We start from the raw sequence: 300 nt of genomic DNA, 5'->3' as shown, positions 1-300 counted from the left end.
GAATCTCTCAATTGCCAACAGTGAATACTGTAAACCAAACAGATATTTTGATTTATCCAAACCCAGTTAAATCAATTCTGAATGTGAAAAATGTGAGCAAAAAAGCTAAATACACCATTTACAGTGCAGCCGGCCAGGTAATCTCAAGCGGAGTAATCTTAAATAATAAGATTGACGTAAGCAGATTAATCAACGGTCTATACGTAATTGATATTGATGATGTTCAGGGCACAGCTCAGAGAAAATTCATTAAAGAATAACCAATTTATTAAATAGAATAAGCTCTCAGAAATGAGAGCT

At 33.7% G+C, this 300-nt stretch carries 1 protein-coding gene; it reads left to right on the top strand.

The annotated features are described in order from the left end of the window. Nucleotides 1-260: T9SS type A sorting domain-containing protein (locus AB671_RS19905; protein ID WP_228391024.1), on the top strand; the 260-nt coding region annotated here is incomplete at its 5' end. Nucleotides 261-300 lie beyond the last annotated feature (40 nt).

Source organism: Chryseobacterium sp. BGARF1, from assembly GCF_001677955.1.
In the GTDB taxonomy this organism is placed as follows: domain Bacteria; phylum Bacteroidota; class Bacteroidia; order Flavobacteriales; family Weeksellaceae; genus Chryseobacterium.
This window is presented reverse-complemented; position numbering and strand designations above follow the sequence as displayed.